The sequence below is a fragment of the Cupriavidus sp. PB-02 genome (genome assembly GCF_058252315.1).
Genome location: NZ_JBXPSX010000003.1, coordinates 763570 through 787454 on the forward strand (window position 1 = coordinate 763570; position 23885 = coordinate 787454).

General features: G+C 60.2%; 21 protein-coding genes and 1 pseudogene. 13 read left to right on the forward strand and 9 right to left on the reverse strand.

The genetic code is table 11. From position 1 onward, the window contains the following. Positions 1–16: 16 nt before the first annotated feature. Positions 17–475: a hypothetical protein gene (locus AC10V3_RS37995; protein ID WP_022540165.1), complete on the forward strand. Its 459-nt coding sequence runs from the start codon at positions 17–19 to the stop codon at positions 473–475. Between the two features lie 582 nt (positions 476–1057). Here the strand turns inward: AC10V3_RS37995 and AC10V3_RS38000 are convergent. Further along, complete coding sequence (locus tag AC10V3_RS38000) at positions 1058–1936, reverse strand: hypothetical protein (RefSeq protein WP_041682383.1); 879 nt, start codon at positions 1934–1936, stop codon at positions 1058–1060. 226 nt (positions 1937–2162) lie between these two features. After that, positions 2163–2537 carry a hypothetical protein gene (locus AC10V3_RS38005; RefSeq protein WP_022540167.1) on the reverse strand — a complete coding sequence of 125 codons (375 nt, stop codon included), beginning with the start codon at positions 2535–2537 and terminating at the stop codon, positions 2163–2165. A gap of 421 nt (positions 2538–2958) precedes the next feature. Between AC10V3_RS38005 and AC10V3_RS38010 the strand changes: the two genes are divergently transcribed. Further along, positions 2959–3669: a metallophosphoesterase family protein gene (locus AC10V3_RS38010; protein ID WP_022540168.1), complete on the forward strand. Its 711-nt coding sequence runs from the start codon at positions 2959–2961 to the stop codon at positions 3667–3669. 853 nt (positions 3670–4522) lie between these two features. Further along, entirely contained in the window at positions 4523–6526 is a 2004-nt protein-coding gene (locus tag AC10V3_RS38015) for a GSU2403 family nucleotidyltransferase fold protein (protein WP_022540169.1), read from the forward strand. Positions 6527–6771: 245 nt separating this feature from the next. On the opposite strand, the gene AC10V3_RS38020 is transcribed toward AC10V3_RS38015, so the two are convergent. Further along, a complete protein-coding gene (locus tag AC10V3_RS38020; RefSeq protein ID WP_022540170.1) occupies positions 6772–7056 on the reverse strand; it encodes a type II toxin-antitoxin system RelE/ParE family toxin in 285 nt (94 codons plus the stop codon). Continuing rightward, positions 7043–7339 (reverse strand): type II toxin-antitoxin system RelB family antitoxin, encoded by a 297-nt coding sequence (gene relB, locus AC10V3_RS38025; RefSeq protein ID WP_022540171.1) that lies wholly within the window; start codon positions 7337–7339, stop codon positions 7043–7045. Before relB ends, AC10V3_RS38020 begins: the two co-directional genes overlap by 14 nt. A 281-nt stretch (positions 7340–7620) precedes the next feature. Between relB and AC10V3_RS38030 the strand changes: the two genes are divergently transcribed. From AC10V3_RS38030 to AC10V3_RS38040, 3 genes are all read left to right on the forward strand, one after another. Further along, the gene (locus AC10V3_RS38030) at positions 7621–7962 is read left to right on the forward strand and encodes a helix-turn-helix domain-containing protein (RefSeq protein WP_022540172.1); all 342 of its coding nucleotides are present in this window, start codon (positions 7621–7623) and stop codon (positions 7960–7962) included. Then, complete coding sequence (locus AC10V3_RS38035) at positions 7959–9194, forward strand: type II toxin-antitoxin system HipA family toxin (RefSeq protein ID WP_022540173.1); 1236 nt, start codon at positions 7959–7961, stop codon at positions 9192–9194. Before AC10V3_RS38030 ends, AC10V3_RS38035 begins: the two co-directional genes overlap by 4 nt. A gap of 74 nt (positions 9195–9268) precedes the next feature. Beyond that, on the forward strand, positions 9269–9577 hold the full coding sequence (locus tag AC10V3_RS38040; RefSeq protein WP_022540174.1) for a hypothetical protein: 309 nt from the start codon (positions 9269–9271) through the stop codon (positions 9575–9577). Here the strand turns inward: AC10V3_RS38040 and AC10V3_RS38045 are convergent. The 3 genes from AC10V3_RS38045 to AC10V3_RS38055 form a co-directional block, all read right to left on the reverse strand. Next, a complete protein-coding gene (locus AC10V3_RS38045) occupies positions 9572–9955 on the reverse strand; it encodes a hypothetical protein (protein WP_349608983.1) in 384 nt (127 codons plus the stop codon). The genes AC10V3_RS38040 and AC10V3_RS38045 overlap by 6 nt on opposite strands. Before the next feature lie 96 nt (positions 9956–10051). Then, positions 10052–10396 (reverse strand): Tn3 family transposase post-transcriptional regulator TnpC, encoded by a 345-nt coding sequence (gene tnpC, locus AC10V3_RS38050; protein ID WP_022540176.1) that lies wholly within the window; start codon positions 10394–10396, stop codon positions 10052–10054. Beyond that, positions 10389–13388 (reverse strand): Tn3 family transposase, encoded by a 3000-nt coding sequence (locus tag AC10V3_RS38055; RefSeq protein WP_490924333.1) that lies wholly within the window; start codon positions 13386–13388, stop codon positions 10389–10391. Before AC10V3_RS38055 ends, tnpC begins: the two co-directional genes overlap by 8 nt. Positions 13389–13534: 146 nt before the next feature. On the opposite strand from AC10V3_RS38055, the pseudogene AC10V3_RS38060 reads away from it, so the two are divergent. After that, positions 13535–13747 (forward strand): annotated as a pseudogene (locus tag AC10V3_RS38060) (NAD(P)(+) transhydrogenase (Re/Si-specific) subunit beta); the annotation flags it as partial. A gap of 158 nt (positions 13748–13905) precedes the next feature. Here the strand turns inward: AC10V3_RS38060 and AC10V3_RS38065 are convergent. Both AC10V3_RS38065 and AC10V3_RS38070 read right to left on the reverse strand, forming a co-directional pair. Beyond that, on the reverse strand, positions 13906–14271 hold the full coding sequence (locus AC10V3_RS38065; RefSeq protein WP_349608979.1) for a GNAT family N-acetyltransferase: 366 nt from the start codon (positions 14269–14271) through the stop codon (positions 13906–13908). A gap of 694 nt (positions 14272–14965) precedes the next feature. Further along, complete coding sequence (locus AC10V3_RS38070) at positions 14966–15496, reverse strand: hypothetical protein (protein ID WP_349608977.1); 531 nt, start codon at positions 15494–15496, stop codon at positions 14966–14968. A 1376-nt stretch (positions 15497–16872) separates the two neighbouring features. On the opposite strand from AC10V3_RS38070, the gene AC10V3_RS38075 reads away from it, so the two are divergent. From AC10V3_RS38075 to AC10V3_RS38100, 6 genes are all read left to right on the forward strand, one after another. Next, entirely contained in the window at positions 16873–17826 is a 954-nt protein-coding gene (locus AC10V3_RS38075; RefSeq protein ID WP_022540181.1) for a carbon-nitrogen hydrolase family protein, read from the forward strand. Positions 17827–18181: 355 nt separating this feature from the next. Next, the gene (locus tag AC10V3_RS38080) at positions 18182–19132 is read left to right on the forward strand and encodes an NAD(P)H-dependent flavin oxidoreductase (RefSeq protein ID WP_022540182.1); all 951 of its coding nucleotides are present in this window, start codon (positions 18182–18184) and stop codon (positions 19130–19132) included. Positions 19133–19359: 227 nt separating this feature from the next. Next, positions 19360–19527 (forward strand): hypothetical protein, encoded by a 168-nt coding sequence (locus tag AC10V3_RS38085; protein WP_022540183.1) that lies wholly within the window; start codon positions 19360–19362, stop codon positions 19525–19527. 80 nt (positions 19528–19607) lie between these two features. Then, positions 19608–20693, forward strand: coding sequence for an IS630 family transposase (locus AC10V3_RS38090; protein WP_041682297.1), 1086 nt, complete (start codon positions 19608–19610; stop codon positions 20691–20693). A gap of 278 nt (positions 20694–20971) precedes the next feature. After that, positions 20972–22057, forward strand: a complete 1086-nt coding sequence (locus AC10V3_RS38095; protein WP_041682298.1) for an IS630 family transposase — start codon at positions 20972–20974, stop codon at positions 22055–22057. Positions 22058–22546: 489 nt separating this feature from the next. Beyond that, the gene (locus AC10V3_RS38100; RefSeq protein ID WP_349608764.1) at positions 22547–23854 is read left to right on the forward strand and encodes a hypothetical protein; all 1308 of its coding nucleotides are present in this window, start codon (positions 22547–22549) and stop codon (positions 23852–23854) included. Positions 23855–23885: the final 31 nt, after the last annotated feature.

The following is a 23885-nucleotide window of genomic DNA, read 5'->3' on the forward strand; positions in this document are numbered from 1 at the left end:
ATAACGGATAATCAACATGGTCGCAGAAGCCAAAGCATCGACGCCGACGAGCGCGGTTACCAAAAGGAAGCCTGTCGCAAAGAAGTTGACGGCACCGACGAAGAAGGCGAGCGTGCTCGCACGTGAAGCCCAGGCAGCGAAAAAGCGCTTGCTGAAACTGCGCGCCGACACGAAGAAGGCCATTGAAGCCGCAAAGCGTGAGGTCGTGAAAGCCACTGAAGCCGCAAAGTCCGCAGCGCGTTTTGAGAAGCAAGCCGCAAAGGACAAGCTCGCGGCGAAAAAAGCGAAGGCTGTAGGCGTCAAGAAGACTTCCGGCAAAGCTGCCGCCACGAAGGTCGCCTCGAAAAAGGCTGCTGGTAGCAAAGCCGCCGCGACTGTTGTGCCGAAGAAGGCTGCGGTGACGTCCGCAACGAAGAAGCGAGCCCCGGCGAAAAAGGTGGCACAGACCGTCGTGACACCCGAAGCTTCGGCGTGATCTTTCGCCTCAACCGAGTTGGCCTTCGGCAACCGGTCGATTGAGGCAGGATGGGCGCTCACCGGCGCCCCGTTTTGATCGCCCCGGCCAGGCCGCACAGAGCGCGCCGTGGCAAGCAGCAACGTGCCGCGCCATGAGGTCAACTCCGCATGCCGAGCGCTAGACCCATGCCCATGACATCGGTCTGCGACTGTGCGTACCCATTTCTGCGAACCGTGAAGAGGGGCGTCTCCTGATAATGTGGGCCTTCGTGCCGCTGCGCGACGCGTGGAGCAGGCCATACATCAGTTCAGAGATTCTCTATTCCTTTTTGCGTTGCGAGGTTTGGCAAGCGACCCAAGCACTGTCTCGTTGAGCAAGAATGACCGACCGGTCGGTTGGCGCGCCAACATGATTACTGGTGGCGGGAGCAACTTCAGCGTGGTCATGTGACAACACGTGTTGGCTGCGCAGGCGCTTGAAATTGCCGATCACCGCCGTCCCCAGGACACGGATGTCAACGCAGCGCGCGCTCTCTTCCGCGAGGTGGAGAGCATTTTTTTGTGCCCTGCGAGTGCGTGCAAACGCGAAAAGCCCGAGACGTTACCGCGTACGGATGTAGGCCTCGAAGAGGCCCGCGTGCAGGCCGCGTAAGTCCTTTCGCCGTTCCAGCAAGTCATGCTGGCGACCCTGGCGCTCAAGGGTCAACAACTCCAGCATGATCCGCAATCCCTGTTCGGGTGATGTGCCCGTCGAGGGCTCGGACGCGCGTAAGAGGGCAGCAAGTCCGGGTTTTTCGGCCAAGGACCAGGCGGGAAACCAGCAAAGATCCTCGGGTGTGCCGTCACCGTCGAAATTCGCATCGAACCGCCGGCGCAGCGCCAGCAATGACGAATCCCCGAGCGTTTGTATGAGCGCGCCGAGCTTCTTCGGGGATAGCCAGGCAAGCTCGGCCAAGAGTGGCCATGCCGGGTCAAGCCCCTGGAGCCGGTAGACCGTCTCGGCCATCCAGGCGAGGGGAGCTGGAATTCGTCGCCATGACCCGATTCGCTTGATGCTGTTGCATGCCGCAGTCCATTCCCCAGCGCGCATCCATAGGGGTGCCGAATGCCATTCGGGCATCTCCCGGTGAAACGGCAATTGAGAGGCGGCCCGGGCGACGGCACGCCACAGCGGTAGGCACCAAGCCATGCCCGCTACGTCGCCGAATGCTCGGCGCGCTGCCGGCATGCTCGGCAAACACCACACTTCGCAGGTGTCGCGCAGCGCCGTGTGAGTCGCGAAGTGTTCGTGGACAGGAGCCTCCAACACACAGACAAGTGTCTCCAGGGTCGGCACAAGCGCGTCGTCTGGATATTCCGCGACCAGGCGCTGCAGTGCTTCACGCCCGGCGGCGGCATTGCGTTGCTCCAGCGCTGTGAGCACGTCGTTGCGAAGCATGACATCGCGGCCATCTTCAAATAGATCGAGCTGATTCGTCACGGCGTTCCCGTTGGTAGTCAGATTGCGCCCCTGCAGGACCGGCCCGACATCGCCGGGCACAACAAGTCTTCAGGGATGGTAGCTGCTGCCACGACGACGGGCAATCCGCAACCGGCCAACCATATCTCTACGAGATAAGCGCTACCCGAGGGCGGCCAGGCAAATCAAGGCGCGACTCGCGGCGCTGATTCTGTTTTGGACTTCAGGATGGCTGCATGGCAATGCTTTATTCCGTCCATACAGCATCGACATCCCTCGTTAGATGTCCAGCGAGGATGTAGTCTCCGAGCTTCTCCGCTTTTCCCTCCAGGCGCTCCAAGTCAGCCACTGGTAGCATGCTGAGGTCAAATTGGCAGTAAAGATTGCGCTGACGGAACGTGAGCTTTGGACGACTCAGTCCGGCAACGAGTGCAGCGGGCGAGCTGACGGCAATACTCTCATGGCCGCGATACTGGACACGTATGCCAAGCTTTTCGCCCAGCCTGCCCAGCCCAATCGCATCCTTCCATCCTGATTCGTAGTCCAAATCCACGACCGTGACGCCCTCTGTTTCCAGGAGCTTTAGTGCTTCGCCTTTGGTCGCAGCCAGAGCTGTCGCCATTGCCGCCTCCCCTGCTAGTAGGACCTGTGGCGATTCGCGCGCTTCTACGGCCCAGATTCATATTGCATAGCAACATTGTAAGCGGGGAACGGTCTACTTCGTTAGGTCTTGTCGTCCCGCGTACCGCTTTGACTTAAGAACCCGTACTGGTGGATGAAGTAACCTTGCGCGGGCGCAGTCGCGGTTACGCATTCGACAGACTGGTGATCAGGTAGATTGGTGATCATTCAGAGATAATCGGGTGACAGCGGACTGCCACTTTGCAAACGGAGCGCGCCCGATAGGCCATGCACAGGTGCACGAGGTCATACGGGGCGCGTTTACCCAGACCGTGGCCGAGACGCATGGCGGGCCTACACCCGCCGGCCGTTCAGGTTCACCGCCGTCGATTCCATCGAACCAAGTCACCTATCCGAGACCGATGTCTGAAGGCCACGTATTCATTTGCGGCGACCCCCATGGCGAGTTCGGCCCGCTGATTGAAAGCGTCCACCGTCACCGCCCCGAGGCGGTAGTGCTCGCTGGCGACATCCAGGCCAGGCGCCCACTGGATGAAGAGCTCGCCAGCATCCTTCCCCTGACGCAAGTTTGGTGGATTCCTGGCAATCACGACACCGACAGCGATGCCGACCACGACAACCTGTTCGGCTCGGGCCTGGCCGACCGGAACCTGGATGGGCGGGTGGTCACGATTGCAGGCCTTCGGATTGCCGGGTTGGGAGGGATTTTTCGCGGCCAGGTCTGGATGCCGCCCGAACCATCGCGCGTAGAGAGCGCCACTGACTATCTGGCCAAATGTGGGAAGGGGAATTACTGGCGGGGTGGTCTGCCGCGGCGCCATCGCAGCACGATCTTCCCGCAGACCTACAACGCGCTACTGAGTCAGCATGCGGATGTCCTGGTCAGTCACGAGGCTCCGGCTTGTCACCCACACGGGTTCGAGGCGATTGACACGCTCATCGAAGCGATGGGCGTGCAACGCGCTTTCCACGGCCATCACCACGAATCCACGGCTTATCCGAACACAGGACCGTGCCGCATCTTCGGTCTCGGTGCGTGCGCGGTAGCCACGATCGAGGGAGAGTTCTTGCCCAGCGTCCTGACTTGTCCAAATCAAGACGAAGGAGGCTAGACCGGCGGTTGAGGTTCACTGGCAACTCCGTTGGGCGCCAGCGGGCCGGGCAAACGACTGGCGCGCTTTCGGATTGTGCGCGCAGGCCAGGCCGCCCGCAGGTCGACATGACACCGGCAGATCCGGCGCTCGACCGCGCAGCTGCGGCTGCCGTCGGCAAGTTGGACGCGCCGCTTGCCAAATAGTGAGCGCGACCAAAAAAACAGCCCTCGCTCCGATGGAGGAGAGCCGCAGAACGTCCAAGAAGAAATCGGGTAACACCTTGCGGCGCCGCCCACATTCAGTATCCGCCAGGTTGCCGTTGACGGCAATCCAGCCTGCGCCGCGCAGTTCATCTGTTCGCGAAAAAAGAACCCGCGCTCATCAGGGGACGGGCGCGGGTGGTAGCAGGACCTACCGGAGCAGGATACGGCGATATAAACATCGCGCAACACAGGATTAGGAGCCATTTTTCCCGGCAGTTCTTTTGCCAGCGAAAAATGATCACGCAGCAGACCATTGCACGCTCGGTGGAGCATCCTCGACCTTGCAGGGCCGCCACAATTCGAGGCTGTTTGAGCGCTCGGCGTTGCGCCTTGAGTCGGATGCACTGCTCGCCGGAGAACTCACAAGCGCTGCGGACGATAAACGCGGGAGTAGGGCGTTGCAAGCGGGACGCAAGAGGCGAACTAATCACGCACGCCCACGGAGTTGAACCCGCGATCCGTTATGTGGCGCAATCGGTACATCGTTACTGGTGCGTCCGCCGTGAGGGATCGGTAGTGGTATCTTTTTGTGCCAGTCCGCCGTCTCGATGGCCGAAGCACAGTCCCGGCCCGCAGACCATGAGCGAGGTGAATCTGATTAGCCGGTGATGATCGACTACTACAACACTCTCGGCGTTTCGCCTCGCGCGACCGAGGCGGAGATCCGAGCGGCCTACAGGCGGCTCGCGATGAAATTTCATCCCGACCGACAGCACGGCAAGTCTGCCCTGGAAAAGAAGCAGGCCGAGGAGAAATTCAAGGAAATCGAGAGGGCTAACCGCATCCTTGGCGACGCCCAGAAGCGCGCGGAGTACGACCTGGGCAATGGCGCGGCCCGTAGCGGGAATCCCTGGTGGGCCGGGCCGGACAAAGACGACGCTAATTCCGAAGACCTCTTTCGCCAGCCGTTTCACCAGCGCCAGCGGAGACGCCGTCAATCCAGACCACCACCTGTACGAGGCGAGGACATTCGCTGCAAGACGTCGATTGACGCTGACACGGCGGTCCGTGGTGGCCAGGCAACCATTGAGGTCAAAGTTGAAGACACATGCCCGTCTTGCGGGGGCTCAGGGGAAACGGACGCTCCCGTAGCGTGTGAAAAGTGCGACGGCGACGGGTGGCATCCTTCCGCGGATGGTTGGGGGCAGCGTACCTGTAGCAAGTGCAAGGGGTCGGGGGTGGATTGGCGCTGCAGCCCGTGCAAAGGGAAAGGTACCCTCAAACAAGCCAGGCACTTCGACATCCAAGTGCCGCCGAACACCCCAGCCGGTCGTATCCTTCGTGCAGTCGGTGGCGGCATGCCAGGGGAGTTCGGTGGCGCGGCCGGGGACCTGCTCTGCGAAATCCGGGTGGTGAAGTCCGGGACTACGTACCTGAATGGTCTCGACATCCACTGCGAGGTGAAGATCGATTGCATCACGTCGTGGATCGGCGGGAAGACCACCATCGAGATCGTGGGACGAACCTTCGAGGTAGACGTCCCGCCAAATACGGGCAGCGGCAAGTCTTTGCGCTTTGCCGGCAAAGGCCTGCGTGACACCAAGACTGGCCGGACGGGCGACGCCATTGCGAAGGTGGTCTTGACCCTGCCGAAGGGGCCGTTCGCGGAAGAGCAGCTCGATCACCTGCGCCGGTTTGCCGGGCGCGAACCCGTGATCAAGCCGCGGCCGGCCGCGCCGGCGAAGCAGGCGGCAACGGAAGAGCGTCCGGCGAGTCCCGCTCCCGCGCCTGAACCGCCCCGCGAAGCGGCGCACGACTTTGCGAGTGCCACGAAGGCCCCAGCGCGAGCGACCGCCTCGTCTGGGCGTCGCAAATTCCAATGCGGCGGCTTTGAAGTCCGCCATCTGGAGCGCCTTGAGTTGGAGCAGTATGGCGTTGCATGTCAGCGCTTTGCGGAATGGGAGGCCGCCGTGCGCGCGGAGGCGTCGGGGGCGACCCGCCCAGGCCGCGCCGCGGCCAAGCGGCTGGAACTGACGCGAACCGAAAGCGAGATTTCCGCCTACGCGCCTGGCAATGCCCCACAGATTCTGGTTCAGTTGTTGGAGGCGTTTCGCCGCGCGGGTTTCGCGGAGACGATCTCGGTGATTGGGAACTACGCGATTCTTGCCTATGCGTCCGCCGCGGGCTGCCGCATCGACGATGCCGTCAGACTCGGGCTGTACAACAAGCGCGTGCAGTTCGTCACGGCGAAGCCCATCGCAGAGTCAGTCATCCTGCCCGCACTCCAGGCAGTGGATCCGACCTTCATGCTCGCCCCCAGGATGGGGTTCTGCGTGCGCGGGCGAAACGAAGTCGGCTTCGTGGTCGACATCGTTGGCGCCGTGCAAGCGAGCACGCCGGAAGCGACGCTGTCGACCACGATTGCGGATGACAGTGGGGCGGCCATGTCCTATGGGATGACCAAGCTCCTGCGTGGCGGTCGGGTAAGCACGATTGTCTTTACCAAAACGGGCGTCATGGAGCGCCTGACAGCGATCTCCCCCGAGTCCTTCTGCGCGTTCAAGGGATGGATCGCCGCCCAGCGGGGGGTGCCAGAGGAGAAGCGAAAATTCTGCCAGAACTTGACGGCGCTGGCGGCCAAGCTCGGCGACGGACTCGTGCTTAGCCCCTGAGTTCGGCAGTCACATCCAACGCGCGGCAACAATCTCAAAAAGGCAGTCGACGAGCTGCCGCGACGACCAGCGTCGAAGCCGGCGCGCCGTGTTTGCGCGTCCAGGACGACGACGCCAGGCAGCGCTAGTGCTTGGAGGTCTCAGGCGGTCTGTCACGCAAAAGGCTGGTGGCTTCGCCAAGGGCGAAGCCGAAGGCGCGTCGCGGCAGGGCGGCGCACCCATTTTTTGGTCAGTCCTCGCCTGGCTCAACCGGGCGACGGCCATTGCTGCGCGGCATGGAGTACCCGCAGGATCCGGATGGTGGTGGCATCCACGGCGTACACGACCAGGTAGTTGGCCGCCACGACCATCTCGCGCGTGCCCGCGACGCGGCCGGCTCGGTAGAGCTCGGGGTGTTCCGGCAGCCGTGCCGCTTTCGCTTCGAGGTCGTCCTTCAGGCTCTGGGCCGCATCCGGATTCTCATCCGAGATGTAGTCCACGATGGCGAGAAGATCGGCCCTGGCCCACCGCGTCCATTCAACCGCGCGCACGGCGTTTCCGGTCGATCAGCGCCTGAACGTCGTCCATGACCTGGTCATGCGGGAGCGGCGGGGCAGGGTCGGTCAGCGCTTGCTGGACCTTGGCGCGGAACCAAGCATCATAGGTCTCGGGATCCGTCGTCAGACCGGGCGGCAGCCCGCCCTCCTTGGCGATTCGTGTCAACAGGATGCGAACTGCGTCGGACACGGTTAGCCCGACGCTGGCGAGGTTTTGCGTGGCCCGGGCTTTGAGGTCGTCGTCCACGCGGATGTGCAGCATTGAGGTATGCGCCATGGAAATCTCCTATGCTTTGACCTACATTATGCATCTCAATTGAGATACAACCAAGGGTAAGCGCAGGGCCGTGGTACCCGCATGCGCCACTCCACGTTCAGCGAGTCGTTGTCCGGGTCGCCAACGGGTAGTTGACGTACAATGCCTGAATGTGCCTTAAACTTAACATAATGTTAATTATGCGAAAGTGACGTATACGCCGCTAATGGAAAGCTGACATCCGGCGAAAAAGCAAATAATACGTTCTGTTTTTAGCGATTTAGACTATTATTATTTGCATCATGCCTAGGAAAGCCAGCGCAGTTTCAACCCTACCAGGCCCGGTCAGCCGGTCGCTGATCCAGCTCGGTCTCAATCTGCAAGTTGCCCGCAAGCGGCGCAAAGAGACAATGGTGGCCTTCGCCGAGCGGATGCAGGTTTCAGTGCCGACGCTCCGGAAGATGGAGCAAGGCGATCCGTCGGTGTCAGTCGCCGTCTATGCAATGGCGCTCTGGCTGGTTGGACGCCTCAAATGGCTTCCAGAGATTGCGAATCCTGCCGCGGATGAGGTCGCGCTGGATCTGGAGATCTCCCGCGTTCAACGGCCTGCCGCCAAGTCGCAGTCCCAGTGGAAGAAACCATGAACGATCACCTGTACGTTTGGTTTTACCGACCGCACAGCCATGAACCTGTGCTCTGCGGCCGCCTGGATCTAATCGGTGGTCGGCAGTGCCTGTTCTCTTACGTGCCTGATTATCTGCAGCGTAAGGACGCCATCGCTCTCTCCCCAGACTTGCCGCTCCGTGATGGCAAGTATTCAGCGCCGTCCGGCCTAGAGCTACACCCTGTTTTCGAAGACGCTGGACCGGACCGCTGGGGCCGGCGCGTTATCGATCGGGCCTTCAATCCACGCAGGCGCGCGGCTATTGACTACCTGGCCTTGGCCGGCGAGGACCGGATCGGCGCGCTCGGCTTCGCCGGGGTGGCGGATCGGTATGAGGTCAATCATCCTCCCGTGTTCCATCGCGGGGATCTGCCAGGATTGCTCGAGGCCGCGCGCGCCGTCGAACTGCAGCTGCCAATCGACGATCGTCTTCGCCAGTTGCTGCGACCGGGCGGCACCGCTGGCGGCGCCCGTCCCAAGGCGATTGTCGATGATGAAGGAAGCTCCTGGATCGCCAAGTTCCCAGCAGAGGGCGACGAGGTGGATTTCTGCGCGATTGAGCATGCCTCACTCGTGCTGGCGCAAGCGTGCGGCATCGAGGCGCCCGAGTCCAGGCTCGTCCAGCTGGGCAGGAAAAACACGCTACTGGTCAAGCGGTTTGACCGGGAACCTGGCGGCGACCGCATCCACTTCGCGAGCGCGCGCACGCTGCTGCTTGCCGATGGCATCCCTGAGGAACAAATGTCCTATGCAGACATCGCGGAGGTGGCGCGCCGCTACTCACCCTGGCCTCTCGACGACTGTCTCCAGATGTTCCGACGCATGGTCCTGAACATCCTCATCGAAAACACGGACGACCACGCCAAGAATCACGCCTTCCTGCATCAAGGTGGGGAAGATTGGCGGCTGTCACCGGTCTATGACGTCCAGCCGCAATTGCAAGGCATTCCCTACCAGCAACTGATTGTCGGCGATCACGGCACGGACCCGACGCTGCAAAACGCCCTGACCCAGGCCACCCGCTTCATGCTCACGCCCGCGGAGGCGCATGCTGAAGCCGAGCAAATTCTGGAGATCGTTTCTGGATGGAGGAACACCTTTGCGGAAGCCGGAGTTTCCGACCAAGACATCGAGGCCTGCGCACGCTACATGATGCGTGACACCAACCTTCCCCCATTGCCAACGCGCCGTCGCACCCAGAGGAAGGCCTAGGCGCTACGCGCGCGAATGCGCCACCGAGGGATTTGTCCAAGGAGATCCGCCGGTGACCTCGAGAGATGAGGAATGTGAGCTACTGGAAAGGTGCACGGCTGCCGCGTGGTCGACTGGCCGTGGCCGGCAATCAGCGGGAGGCAAACGTTTTCCGGCTCGCCGCGATGGTTCTGAGTCCGAATCTGCCGGTCGAATCTCGCCGCCTCATGGCTGCGAGCGAGCGCTACTTCGCGGAGCACCCGGATCACCTGGTTCCGTCCGTGGATATCGTGCGCAATGGCTGGATCATCGGCTTGCCGCGCCTGCGGGACATGCTGACGGCGCAGCTCCGTCCTCAGGACCCGGTCCCAGTCAAGCTGCAACGCACGCCGAAGCAGTCATGACCGATCACCCCATAGGCCCGAGCGCGTAGCATTGAGGGTCTGTGCCAGGCGCCGCAGGTTTTTCCAGATCTCGGTAGTTTCGCGGTGCCGCTTGGCGGCAACTTCAGCCACCACCTTGCAGACAAGCTGAAGCGGCGCTTCGTCGAGTACGTGAGCCAGTTGAGCATGATGTTGGGCAGGGATTTCACCGGATGCCAGTGCCTGCTCCAACTCCTCTGGCGTTAGCTCGCCGCTGTAGCTGACGCTGGAGCTCTTGGCCGCGAGCCATAAAGGCCTGCGACCAAGATACGCCCAATCCGCTATCATAAGCCTCCCAGTTATGATGAATTCGCCTAACTGTGCATCTTCGATATAAGGCGAGCGCTCGAGGCGTACCAAAGGCTTTTCTGGTGCTCAGCCGGAATGGCTTGCAGGCAGCACAAGATGGACAGTCGGCTATTGCAGGCCGGTGCACCTATCGATGCAGCAAGCCTGTCACGCGTCGCCGGAAGGTCGGAGAAGTTCTAGTGGGCGCAGCGCGTGCACGGCGCGTTGGAGCATCCGTGTCAAGTCTTCCAGTTCCTCCACAATGGCCTCGGCCTGCTCGACCAAGGCTGGATTCGTTGCTCCCGAGACGAGACTGGCACCATTGAGAACCGTATGGGCCATGCCATGTAACTGGAGTAAATCGTCGCGAATGCCTGCTGGCTCGCTGACTCGGGTTCGTATCGTATCGACGAGGTCCACAATGCGCAGGATCTCGCTGGTGTCGAAACTGTCCTGCAGGCGATGCAAGGCATCGGTGTCAACCGGGCCAAAAGGGGTCTGGGTGTTAGGCATGGCGTGGTTTCCGAGCGGAGAATGCGGGGGCAGCGAAGAGACTGTCGCGGATCCAAGCCTCCGGAGTCCGCTCAAGGTTTAGCTTGTAGTCGCCAAAGCGCTTGATGTTGCTGGTGAGATAGGGGCTGAGGAAGCCGATGTCGTCTACGTCGACCTTGATACCATCCTTCTCCATGGCGCGAAGTGCCTGCATCATGTCGGCGGTGTTCTGAAGGATCACTGCGGAGGCGATCAAATCGTTGTAGCGCAATCGCTTTTGCTGCTCGTCGGGATCGTTCACTGGCAGCACATCGCCGCCGAACGAAAACCACTTGGCAAAGCCATTGTAGGACTCGATCTTGTTGGTAGTCGCAGTGATTTCCTGGCGCAGTTCGCGGCTGCCGATCCACTCCAGCAGAAACACGGTGCGAACAACCTTGCCCAGTTCCTGGGCGGCCAGCAGGAGGCGATTCTTGCGACTATCCGATCCCAAGCGGCGCAGCAGTAGGGGAGAGGATATGGTTCCGGCCTGGATCGACAAAGCGACCTGCATCAGGTCCTGCCAATGAAGGGCGATCAGGTCCCAGTCCACCGCGCCCGAGAAGAGACGGTCAATGTGACGATACTTGGAACTGGGGTCGGCTCGGTAAAGTTTCAGATCCTGCCAGTTGCGAATCCGCGGCATCAGGTTGATGCCAAGCAGGTAGGTAAAGGCAAAAACCGCAGCCGACTGGCCCTGGGTGTCGGCATGCACCGTGTCTGCCTCCACGCTCAAGCCTGCCTTGAGCAAGCCCTCGATGACGTAGACAGCCTCCCACACGCCGGGCGGGATGAAGTGTCGGAATACGGCAATGTAGTTGTCTGCAACATGCCGGTAGGCCACCGCGCCCTTCTTACGGTAGCGGAAGTGGTAGCCCGTGAGCAGGTTATTGTCGTAGAAGTCGTATTGCGTGCCGTCGGCCGCCACGGTCTTACCGTCCCCCCAATGCTTGGGCAGGTCGAGCTGAAGATACAACTCGATCAGTTCGCGCTGCGCGGTTTCAAGCCGTTCGAGACTCATATGCCGCCGATTGACGAACGACATCATGTGCGGCGTCACCCGTTCGCCCATGTGGCGAGCTGCTTGCGTGGGTCCGAGATTGCAGCCCATCGCGAAGATCGTCAGCAAGTAGCGCTCGGCGGCGTGGCGGATCTTGGGATCGCTGCCTGAAAGCGGGCCGAAGTGGCGCGTGAAGTGGGTCCAATGCTCGATGTTGGCCAGGACGTCCAGCAGGTTGCGGTTCGGCATGTGGCGGATCAGCGTCTGCTGAAGCGCAAGCGCGCTGGCGGGGATTTCCTTGGCGACGGTCCGACGGAATACCGGCTCGCCGTTGCGGCCAATGGTGACGTGCTGACGCTTATCCGGAAAACTATCGTCCAGGTTCTGTGCCGTCGCGGCCAACCACTGACGTAGGTGTGCAACGAAATCCTGCGCGTTGGTCGGCATCTCCAACTTGGCGCAGTAGTCAGGGAGGCGGCGCTCGCATTCACGCCAGCGCAACAGATGCAGCCGGTAGTCGGCAAACGCGTCCGAGCCGACGACACAGAGGTCGCCAGAGCGCAGTTCGCCAACCATATGCGAAAGCACGCAGAGCTCCAGATAGCGCCGATTGATGCCAGGCCCCAGAATGTCAGAGCGCTGTACGAGCTTACGCCAGCGCTCCGAGGCGAAGCTCAGATCGACGTCGGCGGCAAACCATTCGCGGTGCAGGGCCGCATTCTTCAACACTACTGCCAGTGCGGCCAGCAGGGTGCACGACTGGCTGGTTGACTGCCACTTCAGCACTTCGGCCAGGCGCAACATTACCGAGCGGTGCGGGCGAAAATGCCGCCACAAAAGGGGCAAGTAGTTGTTCCCGCTGAAGGCGCGGACCTCGGCGCAGCTCTCGCGTAGAGGCTCCAAATCGCCTGAGGGGGCAAGAAGGCGCCTTACCTCTACGCCGATCTGAGCATCATCCTCGCCCTCGGCAACGATCTCGACCACGCCGTCGAGCAGCGCGACGAGCTTTTCCATTTGCGCGCGGCGGCGGGACTGGATTTGCTCCAACTCCTCCCGTGCCCGCTTGTGGATGGCGCTCATGCGCCGGATAAACATTTCGGCGAGATCGTCCCGCACCCGTACCCGCATTTGATTGAGGAGCGCCACCATCAGCGCATAACGCTTTTCCGGCAAGATCTCCTTGAGATTGGCCGCGTCTAGGCTCATAGCCTGGCTCGCCAAGGACCGCAGCTTGGAAGCCGGCACGCCTGCCACGGTCTTGGAAAAGTCTCCAATGGTGTCCAGCCAGGTTAGATGCTCGATCAGCAGAGTCAGGTGCTTGCGCGAGGGACGCAGCGCGTGGCGCTTGATGTTGTGATAAGCGGTTTGACGGCTTGCTAGGTCTCGGGTCAGCAACCGGTCAAGCCGGTGCTGCTCGTCCTCGGACAGGCGTCGTCTGATGCGGCGAAACAGGGCAGTTTGCGTGCGAGCGTGGACCTGCTCGACGATGGCATCTAACGTGGAGAAGGATGGCAGTTCGATCTGACGCAGGACCAGGGCATCGATCGTCGCGTTGATGATGTCAACCGGCTGGTCCATCGTTTCGGCGGCGTCGCGCGCAGCACGGATAGTGACCTCGTTGGCATCGGTGCCGAGGTAGGCCTGGATGCCAAGGAACTCTCGCACGGCCGTGTAGTGCCGGAACAAGGTCGGCGACACCTTTCGGTCGTAGCCAAACTTCGTACCTGGGTTCAGGCCGGCACTGATGCGCACCAGTTCCGGCACGCTGGCAGGAATCGTGTCAAGGTTCGGGAAGTGGTGTAGCTGCTGAAAGACCTTCAGGAGCACCAGCAGACCAAGTCGCGATTCTTGCCCGCGTGTGGACCGCGTCGCCCAGTCCAACTCTTCCGCGCTTGGTGTGTAGCAGGCCCGCAATACCTTGAGGGAAAAGACCTTTGGGAAACGCGGGTAGGCGGTACGCTCGACGGTGGCCATACAGGATCTCGACAATCGCTGAAAGGCCGGCCAGCGTAGCTGGGGCAGGTGACAGTTTCTTGCTTATTTCCTCAAGTTATTATCATTGCCATCTATATAACCAGAAGGCTTATGATAGCGGTTTGGGCGTATCTTGGTCAGGGGCCGTCAACCCGGCGGCCAAGACCGATCCCAAGTCGCCGATCGCGGGCATGCCGATCCTGGAGGCGTACAAGGCCAAGACCATCATCGTCAACAAGCGCTCGATGGCCGCCGGCTACGCCGGCCTGGACAACGAGCTGTTCTACATGGACAAGACCATGATGGTGTTCGGCGACGCCAAGAAGGTAGTCGAGGACATGTTCAAGGCAACGAACTGATTCCGGTGACGGCCTATGCCAGGGCTATTCGGCAACTTGTCCGATGCACCTGCTATTGGCCAAGGTCAACGAATAGGCCTGCGACCAAGATACGCTTTATGCTCTGCAGCACATAAACCTTTATCTTGGTCAGGGGCCAGGTATGGTTTGTCGAGGGACTAATCGAGGTGACGGCACATATAGTGAGTCCTTATGCCGAAGCGTCGGAGCGTCTCTCTGGATAAGTGCAGCTCATGCGTCACGCTGTCTGCAGGAGTTAAGGTGAAGCCGCATCGGGCAAAGAAGCCAGGTTGCTCGGGGTTGAGGACTGTTGCCTTTATGCAGCCATGGGCCCGTGCGCGCATCAGGAGTGTGCTGACCAGATAGGTTGCAACACGGTGCCCGCGGCACTCCGGAAGGACAGCCGCCGCGTGAATGGCGAAGGTGCGACCATGCTGTTCGCCGTAGGCACAGCCGACCACCTTTCCGCCCATGGTGGCGATATGAAATAGGCTGGATGGGTGTTCTATTTCGTCATAAGGCAAGCCGCAAGTCTGCAGGACTCGCGAGATGGCCTCTGACTCCGCTGACCCAGCAGCCCGTAGTCGGATATCTCTTATCATTGTTGACCCTTTTTTGCTGCGCTGCACGGGTGTTAGCGACCACCTCTGAAAGCAGCTTCCTCCAAAGCCCGACAATATGCATCGAAGTTGTTTTGAATGTCATCACCCGTCCGTGGGGTGTTGGCTCACAGTGTGATGGATTTTTAGTTGCAGTGATTTGTAATTCTCTTGCATTCCGTACTCCCCCAGGCGCGACCGCAGCGGCTTTGACCCCCGCAGTTACAACCAGTCGCCCCGAGCGCGCGGGGCCTTGCAGAACGTGAGACCGACGTTGCCTGGACGCGATAGGGGACGATAACGGGCCTTGCCGCGCATCTCAGCAAGTTGGCCGACTGGGTCTCTACACGCCGGACACTGGGTCGTGATCCGATCCTCGACAACGTCTCGCTCTAATGGCTGACGAACACCGACGAGTCCAGCGCCCGGATCTACAGGGAGACCAGCGTGGCGCCAGCAAAGACCAGCCGCGTTACCGTTCCGGCGGCATTGGCCGTCTTTCCAGGCGAGGTTTACTGGCCACCGAAGGCTTGGCTGGCGCGGGCATATCCCAACCGGGTCTATTACAACCAGGTTGGCAAGGTCGGACACTTTGCCGCTTGCAAAGAGCCGGAGTTGCTTAGATCATCGATGCGATGAGGCCGTTGCGCCGCCTCGGGTTTTGGAATGCCGCGATAAGGTTGCGGTATGCGACCATGTCAACGTTCTCTACACCTTCCCAAATCTTGATGCGATCGAACATGTTGCTGCTAATATCGAATGCCGCTTCTTCGATCAGGAGAGATGCCCGTCCATCATTCTTGCAATTTGAGCCAGAAACATCTTCATGCACAATGACCCGGATTTGGTTGGACAAATTTTCTGCAAGTTTTCGGATTTCCCCTTCGCTCTTTTCGCCAAAGGGCAAATCGTAGATGTTCGCAGGCTGCTTCTTGAACAATCCAAACATGATTAAGACTTCGTTTAGGTAAATTACAAGCTCAAGGGCTACAAGCCGCTTCACCTGGCCGATGAGGAGATCCGACTCATTACCAAAGTAGGTGTTGCGGCAAGCCCCAACTTTGCTTGGGCTGCCGCAGACTTTGCATTTGATGCCATGTGGCGATAAGTGCGCCTTGGTATCCGAATTGGCTGAGTGCCGTGTAGTCACGAAGGGGCGGGCGCGCGTTGCGCCTGCGTCCCGCAGGTCATACTGACTGCGCGGGAGGCGCGCGGGTGATGAGAAGGCAACTGCCCATATAGGCAAGGGTGGCAGGCAATCACCTCGACTAGATGGGTGGCCGTAGGATCACGCCCAACCCCTTTTACCCGCTCGGCATAAAAGGCGCAGGAGAGTCGGGACTCGGCGGCGCGGTGGCTGCAGTCACAAATGCGGTCGCGGGCGCGGTGGTGGAATACGTTCCGGCGCCAACTGCGGAGACCGTGCCAAACCGGGGGCTGACTAAGCGGCAAGGCGACGGGCTTCTTCTCCGGCGATGGAGGGATACCGTCGTTCAACGTAAGACCGGAGCTGGTCATTGAGCACAGCCGTCCGACAAAGAGCAAAGCCCTCGGCCGAGGAGGCCCGGAAGTTGGCAGGGCGGGTCGCGTCTGTCATTTCCTATACTTTCACAACGGAAAAAGCTACGTTCCGGGCACCCGCACCGACCGCCTTACCCGACTGGGAGGGGAGATCAACATGGCAAGCTTAAGACTCTTTGTACGTTCACTGGCTTTGTTGCCTCTGCTGGGGCTGGGCAGTTGCTTCTCATTTGAGCGCCATGTCATCGAGTCGCCTTCGCCTCCCCCGGCGAGCGGTCGTACGGTCATTGTGCCGCCAGGGTCTACCGTGACATGCACGCCCGGACCCTGCCAAGTGCGGTGAATGGCGTGAAGCGCAAGACAAAGCCCTCGGCCAAACGATGGTGAGGGCTTTAGGCAGTGGAGCCGTGCTCAGATCTCGGCCTCGGATATCAGTTATTTTTTTGATGCCAGCATCAGGGCGGTTCTGCACCCGCCCGATCAGTCTTTTCAAGTCCTCGCCCTCCCCGGCCGAGGGCTTTTCTCTTTTGTCGGACAGCGCCTGATAGGGGGTGATCGTCCTTTCTGCGCAGATTGATACGGTCGAAGGAATAATATTCCGATAACTCAACGACTCACGCGTGCCACGTGTTGTTTTTTCTTCCTGTCCCGTAAGTCGTTGATGGCATTGGAATTTCCGGATCTCAGCGTGACATTCTGCGCCCAAAGCACGATAACCCCGACATGGGGTGATCTTAAATTTTTAAACATTTTCAACTTAAAGAAAGTCAGATATAAACCCGATCTCCTTGTAATTCCAACGCGAGAAATCTAGGCTCATAAGCTTGAAGTACGTTCATGTTACTGCCAGCACGCATTCAACTGCGAGCATCTGTCGGGATGCGAACAGAGCGAATACGACGTGGCGGTACGCTAATGGTCAGTGTGCCGAGACCGCCCAAGCCGGATGCCTGGCGCGACTCCGATGCTTCGCCGCCTGCAACAAGAGAACAGAGGGAGAGCAGCATGACAAAATTTGTCGCCGCAGTGGTGCAGGCCGCGCCGGTTCCCGGGGATACGGCGGCCTCGGTGAACAAGGCTGCGGCTCTGATTGCAGAGGCACGCCAGCGCGGGGCCGAGGTCGCGCTCTTTCCGGAGGCGTTCATTGGCGGCTACCCCAAGGGAGCGGACTTCCACATTTTCATCGGCGCTCGCACGCCAGAGGGCCGGCAGGAATACGCCCGATATCAGGGTCGTGCGATTCGGTTGCCGGGCCCTGAGACCGATGCCTTGGGACAGGCCGCGCGCGATGCCTCGATGTATGTCGTGATAGGCGTGATCGAGCGGGAGGGCGGTACGCTGTACTGTACCGCGCTGTACTTCGGCCCCGACGGCGCACTACTTGGCAAGCACCGAAAACTGATGCCAACCGCGGCAGAACGCTTGTGCTGGGGATTTGGCGACGGATCTACCCTCGACGTCGTGGAAACGCCCTGGGGTCCGCTGGGGGCGGTCATCTGCTGGGAGAACTACATGCCGTTGCTCCGCACGGCAATGTATGGCAAAGGGATCGCGATCTACTGTACCCCGACTGCGGACGATCGGGATAGCTGGGTGGCAACAGCCAGGCATATTGCACTCGAGGGCCGGTGTTTTGTCTTGTCGGCATGTCAGTATCTGACGCGCGCAAGTTTTCCCGGCGACATGCATAACCGCCTCTCCGATGACGGGAATGCCGTGCTGATGCGTGGCGGAAGCATGATCATTGATCCGCTTGGCCGGGTTCTTGCAGGCCCGGACTACAACGGCGAAGTCACCCTGACTGCCGAGCTCGATACTGAGGAGATTGCGCGTGGCCAGTTTGACTTCGATCCTGTGGGCCACTACGCGCGTCCGGATATCTTCAAGCTGATCGTCAACGAAAGTCCGACGCCAGCGGTCATTTTTTCTCAAAGAGGCGTGGCTGGCGTGGATAAGTAGGCCGTGCGGAGGGTGCTATGTCCAATAGTTACGATCTGTCGGGGAAAGCGGGGTCGCTCTCAGCTAACGCGGTGCGGCAGCGGTCCAGCGCCGAGGCGCTACACGCTCGCGACAGGGAAACGGCTATCGACGCGTTGAACGAGCATTTGCGCCCAATCGAGCACAGTTCCTTCACTCGGCACCCATGAAAATTTACAGACAGTCGAGGAACGTGTGCGGCGCCTTGACTTGCCTTTGTCGTGTCCGACAATGAATTCTTTTGGTCCGCCGCGCCTTCGCTGGTTCCGACTCCACGGTGGCGCCTGGCTGCTGTCATCCACCTGCTGATGCTTTCAAATGTTGCAAGGAGGCGATCATGGCGATCGACACTCGGTTGACTGCACTCCTTGAGGTTGACCACCCTGTTTTGCTGGCGCCGATGGATCTGGTAGCCGGTGGGGCGCTTGCTGCCGCCGTGTCGACGGCAGGCGGATTCGGTCTGATCGGGGGCGGATATGGTGACGAAAGCTGGCTGGAACGGCAGTTCGCTGCCGCCGGAGATGCGCGAGTTGGCGTCGGCTTTATCACGTGGACCCTGGCACGCAATCCGCGCTGTCTCGATTTCGCGCTGGAGCGCAAGCCCGCGGCGGTCATGCTTTCGTTCGGCAACCCTGCGCCGCATGCCGAGACGATCAAGCGTAGCGGCGCTCTCCTGATCTGTGGTGTGCAGGCAGTCGACCAGGCACGAGAAGCCCTTGCATGTGGCGCAGATATTATCGTCACCCAGGGCACGGAGGGCGCAGGTCACGCTTGTTCGCGAACGACGTTCACTTTGGTTCCCGAGGTTGTCGATCTATGCGGCGAGGTGCCAGTAGTTGCGGCTGGAGGCATTGCGGACGGACGCGGATTGGCGGCGGCATTGATGCTCGGGGCGAGCGGCGTGTTGATGGGAACGCGCTTCTACGCGACGGTCGAATCCGCGGGCCATGCCGATGCCAAAGCGCGAATCGTGTCCGCCGTCGGAGATGAAACCATCCGCAGTATTCTGTTCGATATTGTGCGCTGCAACGTTTGGCCTGCACCTTACAACGGGCGCGTGTTGAGGAATAGCTTCTCGCAAGTATGGGAAGGACGCGAAACTGCACTGCTTCAACACCCGCAAGAGGCGGAGCGCTATCGCCAGGCCCGTGAGCGAGGAGATTTCAACGTCGCCGCAGTCATCGCGGGTGAGGTGGTTGGCCTGGTTCATGACATTCCGCCCGCCGCCGAGGTAGTTCGGAATATCGTCGCCGAGGCTGAAGGCAGGCTCAGGAGTTTCGCACACTAAAGATCTATGTGTCGAAACAGTGTTCGGGATAGAAGCCTAATCCAACAAGGCCCGGCACCCCATCGATCATTACCCGCCTTTACCTAGGTCCATTTAAGCTGAATCTCCATAGCGAGAACTATGACTGGTTCGTAGTTGCTGGCGCCCGCGCCCAATACAAGAGGACGGGCACTATCAACGGTACAGGCAACTACAAGTTCCTCCTGACGGCGATCGACGGAAATCTTGTGGCAAAGGGAACGCCGGATCGCTTCCGCATCAAGAACTGGCACTACGATGCTGATGCCGGGGCCGATGTGGTGGACTACGACAATCAGATGGATAGTAGCCCTGACGGCACGGTGAACGAAGGGACCGTGATCGGCGGCGCCAGTATCGTGGTTCAGAAGAACTAGTGTAGCGTTCTGTTCTTGATGGAACTTATATGAGTCCGGCGTCTCCAATGCGCTACTGCGACACAGCGTGGAGAGAGCGAGTGCGAGTTGCCCCCGAGATCATGTTGACCGACGAGGAGCGAACCAAGTTGACGAGGCTGGTTCGGTCGAAGCTCACGAGCGTTAGGCTGGCGCAGCGCGCGCGTATCGTGTTGCTGGCCGCCAACGGAATGCAGAACAAGGACATCGCCGAGCAGTTGGGAGTCGGACGCGTGCAGGTCTCGCGTTGGCGTGAGCGGTATGCGCAATCGGGGCTGGCCGGTATCGAACGCGACTTGCCGCGCGGTGCGCCGCCGGTGAAGGTGGACACGGCGCGGTTGGTGGAGCTGACCACTCAAGCCAAGCCCGTGGCGGCCACGCACTGGAGCACGCGCAAGATGGCCGCCGAGTTGGGCGTGAGCGCCAGCACCATCATGCGCCATTGGCACGCCCATGGGTTGAAGCCGCACATCGTGCGCGGCTTCAAGGTCTCGCGCGATCCGAAGTTCGTCGAGAAGCTTGAGGACATCGTGGGCCTGTACATGTCGCCACCCGAGCACGCGCTGGTGCTGTGCTGCGACAAGAAGAGCCAGGTGCAGGCGTTGGATCGCACACAGCCCGGGCTGCCGCTGAAGAAGGGGCGCGCGGCCACCATGACCCACGATTACAAGCGCAATGGCACGACCACGCTGTTTGCCGCGCTCAACGTGCTCGATGGCCAGGTCATTGCCCAGTGCCAGCAGCGCCACCGCCATACTGAGTGGTTGAAGTTCCTGCGCAAGATCGACCGCGAGACGCCCAAGGACAAAACGCTGCATCTGATCGCCGACAACTACGCCACGCACAAGCATCCTGCGGTGCAAGACTGGCTGGCCAAGCATCCGCGCTTCAACATGCACTTCACGCCCACCTCGGCGTCATGGCTGAACATGGTCGAGCGGTTCTTTCGCGACATCACGACCGAGCGACTTCGCCGCGGCGTATTCACCAGCGTGCCGGAGCTAGTCGCCGCCATCAGCGAATACATCGCTCACCACAACACCAACCCCAAGCCGTTCATCTGGACCAAGAGCGCTCGCGACATCTTGCAGAAAGTCATTCGCGCCAACCGCCGCTTAAGTTCCAAACAGAATGGAACACTGCACTAGCTCTCCGGCTCGATGCAAGGCCCTGGGGGAGACCTAGGGCCTTCCTCGAGGCGAACCTGCGGAAGGGCAATGACTCCATGCCGGCAACGACCAGCTCCACGCCCGCCACGCCAACATGTCGGGAACGGGAGACGTGTCCGATGGGATTCGACTGCGGGTTAGCCGCCGCCCATGTCCTGGCCGCTTCGGAAGAACTAGTGTAGCGTTCAGTTCTTGATGGAACTTATATGAATTCGGCGTCTCCAATGCCCTACTGCGATACAGCGTGGAGAGAGCGAGTGCGAGTTGCCCCCGAGATCATGTTGACCGACGAGGAGCGAACCAAGTTGACGAGGCTGGTTCGGTCGAAGCTCACGAGCGTGAGGCTGGCGCAGCGCGCGCGCATTGTGCTGCTGGCCGCCAACGGATTGCAGAACAAGGACATCGCCGAGCAGTTGGGAGTCGGACGCGTGCAGGTCTCGCGTTGGCGTGAGCGGTATGCGCAATCGGGGCTGGCCGGTATCGAACGCGACTTGCCGCGCGGTGCGCCGCCGGTGAAGGTGGACACGGCGCGGCTGGTGGAGCTGACCACTCAAACGAAGCCCGTGGCGGCCACGCACTGGAGCACGCGCAAGATGGCCGCCGAGTTGGGCGTGAGCGCCAGCACCGTCATGCGCCATTGGCACGCCCACGGCCTGAAGCCCCATGTCGTGCGCGGCTTCAAGGTCTCGCGCGATCCGCGGTTCGTCGAAAAGCTTGAAGACATCGTTGGCCTCTACATGTCGCCACCCGAGCACGCGCTGGTGCTGTGCTGCGATGAGAAGAGCCAGGTGCAGGCGCTGGATCGCACGCAGCCCGGCTTGCCGTTGAAGAAGGGACGTGCGGCCACCATGACGCACGACTACAAGCGCAACGGCACGACCACGCTGTTTGCCGCGCTCAACGTGCTCGATGGCCAGGTCATCGCCCAGTGCCAGCAGCGCCACCGCCATACCGAGTGGCTGAAGTTCCTGCGCAAGATCGACCGCGAGACGCCCAAGGACAAAACGCTGCATCTGATCGCCGACAACTACGCCACCCACAAGCATCCTGCGGTGCAAGACTGGCTGGCCAAGCATCCGCGCATCAACATGCACTTCACGCCCACCTCGGCGTCATGGCTGAACATGGTCGAGCGGTTCTTTCGCGACATCACGACCGAGCGACTTCGCCGCGGCGTATTCACCAGCGTGCCGGAACTGGTCGACGCCATCAACGAGTACATCGCTCACCACAACACCAACCCCAAGCCGTTCATCTGGACCAAGAGCGCTCGCGACATCCTACAGAAGGTCATTCGCGCCAACCGCCGCTTAAGTTCCAAACAGAATGGAACATTGCACTAGCAGCCAAAGATGGAAGCGGAATGGGTAGATCCGGCTGCCGGAGCACGGCTCCTTAAATCCCTCCCGAATGGGAGTGCCGCAGACAAAATCCATGATATGTAATGGAAGTGGATCGGCAGGCAACGCCAGGATCCATTAGCCGAACCTCCTTTGGCCAACCTCCCGATTCAGTGCCAACTAAGGCACTTGAAGACACCGCTTCTCACCATCAGCGGAGGTACACCATGACTCAAATGCACAAACCCACGGGGATGTGGCACTTCGCGAGCGCGGCTATCTGCGCGCTATTGCTGACAGGATGTGGTGGCGGTGAAGATGCAGCGAACGCGACCGTCGTTTCACTCCAAGCGGTCGCTCACGTGGCGATCTTCATGCGCTAGATGTCTTGCATCAGCAGTTTGGCAACTACGCCCCATCGGTGCGCTCAATCCGGCCCGGTGGGCAGAGCAACCCGCAGGACTTATCGCCTGCGGATTCTGGAGTTTTGCCATGAAAACACCAAGAATGAATACGGTCGCGGTTGCGGCCACCATGGCCACCCTATCAATCTTTGCATTTCAACCTGCATCAACTCAGGCACAAGTCAGCGGACCTGACAACCGACTGGGCTGCGTCGTCAAGATTGACGGCATGTTTCATTTCCTTGAGCAGACAGCAAGGGATCAACCTCCGCCTACGCTGCCTGATGGGGCACGCAAGGTCTTTGGATCTTGTGTGGCCGGTTCCCCTAACGGGATGCTTGCCATGGATTTTGCAGCCAAGGCATCGAGCCGACCCGACAAATTCGCGCCGCTCTCGCCGGCGCAGGTACGCCCAGCCAAGGCGCAATATACCGGTAACGGACGCTCGCCGACATACCAGTATGAGAGATACGCTAACGGGGGCTACACGTTTTCCCTCGTCGGTATTGATGACAAAGGTCTTGGTTATGGCGCTGCTTTTGACGCGAACTTCGTATCGTATGTCGCCGTTCTCGAAAATGGTCAAATAAGCATCACGCACAGTAACGCCGAGCCCTGGGTAGTCAATCGGCACGGTACTCAAGGTGGCATCGTCTGGATGGATCCGGTCAATTTTGTCTTTCAAGCAGCAATATTCCGTGGAAACGCCGTGGAATTGATACCGCCTCAGGCGGGAGAGGGCATGTCCTATGTTGCTGCCATCAACGACAAGGGCGAGGCGCTGGTCGTATCCGTCGATAGCGTGACCAGTGTTGGCACGCTATTCCTGTACGACCACGGGAAGAAGACGCAGATCAATCTGCCCGTCGACGTTAATGCAGTCAACTTCTTGGGATTGAACAATGCCAGGACCATGATCTACACGTACGAAAACATTGGGCATAAAGTGGACCTTTTGACGATGAAGGATACTGTGCTAGAACCTTTGCCAGGCAATAAAAGTTCATGGGCCGTGTCGATCAATGATCGTGGTGATGTGCTTGGGTACTCGTATGATCCTGGGGAGAATGTTGGTGTGTGGCACCCCAACAGCGAGTTCGAACTGTACTTCGCGGAGGGGAATCAACAGTACCCAACGGTTAGCTTTAACCTTGCCTTTAATGAAAGAGACGAGATCGTGATAAGCAATGTCAGAGCGCCGCTAGCGGAGCAGGGCAATGCCTACCTTCTCACTAAGCCCGGCGTACGCATCAACTTGGCGGACGTCACCGTTGGGCAGCCACCTGATGCCGGTACATTCTTCTTTATTTCTGGCATCAATAAGCGTGGCGACATAGCGGGCACCACAGATACCGCGGAAGCCTATATCCTGCGCGGGAAGAAAGGCGACCGGTAGCACCCTGCCGGATACGCAATGACGGCGAGCG

Coding starts and splice junctions, on each gene's coding strand:
- AC10V3_RS37995 (WP_022540165.1), top strand. CDS start 17: ATGGTCGCAGAAGCCAAAGCATCGACGCCGACGAGCGCGGTTACCAAA.
- AC10V3_RS38005 (WP_022540167.1), bottom strand. CDS start 2,537: ATGGCGACAGCTCTGGCTGCGACCAAAGGCGAAGCACTAAAGCTCCTG.
- AC10V3_RS38010 (WP_022540168.1), top strand. CDS start 2,959: ATGTCTGAAGGCCACGTATTCATTTGCGGCGACCCCCATGGCGAGTTC.
- AC10V3_RS38015 (WP_022540169.1), top strand. CDS start 4,523: ATGATCGACTACTACAACACTCTCGGCGTTTCGCCTCGCGCGACCGAG.
- relB (WP_022540171.1), bottom strand. CDS start 7,339: ATGGCGCATACCTCAATGCTGCACATCCGCGTGGACGACGACCTCAAA.
- AC10V3_RS38030 (WP_022540172.1), top strand. CDS start 7,621: ATGCCTAGGAAAGCCAGCGCAGTTTCAACCCTACCAGGCCCGGTCAGC.
- AC10V3_RS38035 (WP_022540173.1), top strand. CDS start 7,959: ATGAACGATCACCTGTACGTTTGGTTTTACCGACCGCACAGCCATGAA.
- tnpC (WP_022540176.1), bottom strand. CDS start 10,396: ATGCCTAACACCCAGACCCCTTTTGGCCCGGTTGACACCGATGCCTTG.
- AC10V3_RS38055 (WP_490924333.1), bottom strand. CDS start 13,388: ATGGCCACCGTCGAGCGTACCGCCTACCCGCGTTTCCCAAAGGTCTTT.
- AC10V3_RS38075 (WP_022540181.1), top strand. CDS start 16,873: ATGACAAAATTTGTCGCCGCAGTGGTGCAGGCCGCGCCGGTTCCCGGG.
- AC10V3_RS38080 (WP_022540182.1), top strand. CDS start 18,182: ATGGCGATCGACACTCGGTTGACTGCACTCCTTGAGGTTGACCACCCT.
- AC10V3_RS38100 (WP_349608764.1), top strand. CDS start 22,547: ATGAAAACACCAAGAATGAATACGGTCGCGGTTGCGGCCACCATGGCC.